Source organism: Bathymodiolus platifrons methanotrophic gill symbiont, from assembly GCF_002189065.1.
GTDB lineage: Bacteria > Pseudomonadota > Gammaproteobacteria > Methylococcales > Methylomonadaceae > Methyloprofundus.
In genome coordinates, this window is sequence record NZ_BDMN01000217.1 from 1 (window position 1) to 1,793 (window position 1,793).

The following is a 1,793-nucleotide window of genomic DNA, read 5'->3' on the forward strand; positions in this document are numbered from 1 at the left end:
TTGAAGCAGGACTACCTGGATGCGGGAAACCCTGTTATTAGTATGGATACCAAAAAGAAAGAGTTATTGGGTACTTTTTATCGTAATGGATCGCTCTATACACAAGCAGCCATTCAAACGAATGATCATGATTTCCCTAGCTCTGCAACAGGCAGTGTTATTCCTCATGGGTTTTATGACCTCAAACGAAACACAGGATATATCACGCTTGGAACGAGTCATGATACCAGTGAATTTGCCTGTGATAGCTTATTTCAATGGTGGGTAAACGAGGGTATTATTCATTATCCTAAAGCAAAATCATTGTTGATCCTTTGCGATGGTGGAGGGAGTAACAGCTCACGGCACTACATTTTTAAAGAAGATTTACAAAAGACTGCGAATGCACTTGGATTGGAAATTAGGATTGCCCACTATCCTCCTTATACCTCCAAGTATAATCCCATTGAACATCGTTTTTTTCCTCATGTGACTCGTGCTTGTGAAGGTGTTGTATTTGACTCGGTTGAAACAGTTAAAACATTGATTTCTAGAACATCAACGTCAAAAGGACTAACAACAATTGTTCACATACTCGACAAAATATACGAGACAGGACGAAAATATGCCGCTGACTTCAAAGAAATAATGCCGATTGTATTTGATACACATTTACCAAAATGGAATTACCGTGCAATTCCTCAAGAATAATTAATATCGGGAAGTTGTTTCGTGCTTATTCCTTAGCATGTATCCTGGAGACATGTTTCAGGCTGAAGTAGTGGATGTTATATGGGCAACCGCTGGAGCGCAGTTATCCCCAAGTGCTTTGTTACCTAAGGAAGGGGGCGTTGACGCTGGCGAAAATTTTTATATTAAATTACGCCCACTCAACGATGACCCCAAGCATCTGCTCAACTTTGGTGCCAGTGGCATGGTTGCTATCTATACTGACCAGGCTGCCGATGTATTTATCTTACTACGTAAACTAGAATTACAATCAGAAAGCTTTTTGAATTATCTCTACAACCCATTTTAGAATAAAGTATGTAATTGTTAGGCGCTGCTTTAAAAAAAAACCTAATTCCCCCTCTTTTTTACTATGAAAAAAGGTATTCTTAATATTACCCGCCTCGCACTTTTAGCGATCAGCTTTAATGCCTGTGCAGACTATGAGTTAGTAAAAGGAAAATACGGCGATCTGGCAGTGACTTTAAATCTGAAAACAGCAGGGTTCGCCGAAGCTAATCCCTGGTTTGGACAAGCGCAAGAAAATATCGGTGACTCGGCAAATTTCTGGTGGGAGGTAAGTACTGAAGCGGGAGTTAAAGGAAGTTTAAATTTATTTGGAGGCACGGAGTTGTATGGTGCCTATAGTTTTATAGTTGCCCAGACGGTGGGGCATGATGCGTCTGGATTGTCCAATGGTCTGAATAATCCAGGAGCCATTGATACTGAAAAAGGCTATGCCGGCTGGCGTTCAGGTTCACTTTTTCCTACTCTAGGTAAGAATGCAATTGATATTTCTGGTGGACGACAGAATTTTACATACTTATAACACTGATAATCCTACCGCAGATGGACTTGATATTTTTGATGGCAGAGTCGATGTTACACCGCTACCATTCTGGCCACAACTCACATTAAACGCTGAGTATGCTTTTGAGAAAAATGGGACTGAGGCTCAGTCTAATGGTGGATTTGCCAAAATAAACTATGAATTTCGTGGGACTCCCTGGTCGCCATCTATCAGTTTTCGTTTTACCGGCTTACAAGGCGATGATCCTGATACTATCCGGGATGAAGGTTTTAAC

At 40.9% G+C, this 1,793-nt stretch carries 3 protein-coding genes and 1 pseudogene; all 4 read left to right on the forward strand.

The features are described from left to right. A partial coding sequence (locus CDZ78_RS12545) for an ISAzo13 family transposase (RefSeq protein ID WP_167374291.1) occupies positions 1–690 on the forward strand: 690 nt, incomplete at its 5' end. Positions 691–742: 52 nt separating this feature from the next. Then, on the forward strand, positions 743–1,018 hold the full coding sequence (locus CDZ78_RS12550; protein ID WP_087870321.1) for a hypothetical protein: 276 nt from the start codon (positions 743–745) through the stop codon (positions 1,016–1,018). A gap of 63 nt (positions 1,019–1,081) precedes the next feature. Further along, the gene (locus CDZ78_RS12555) at positions 1,082–1,537 is read left to right on the forward strand and encodes a hypothetical protein (RefSeq protein WP_087870322.1); all 456 of its coding nucleotides are present in this window, start codon (positions 1,082–1,084) and stop codon (positions 1,535–1,537) included. Further along, positions 1,509–1,793: pseudogene (locus tag CDZ78_RS12560) on the forward strand (hypothetical protein); the annotation flags it as partial. The gene CDZ78_RS12555 and the pseudogene CDZ78_RS12560, both read left to right, overlap by 29 nt.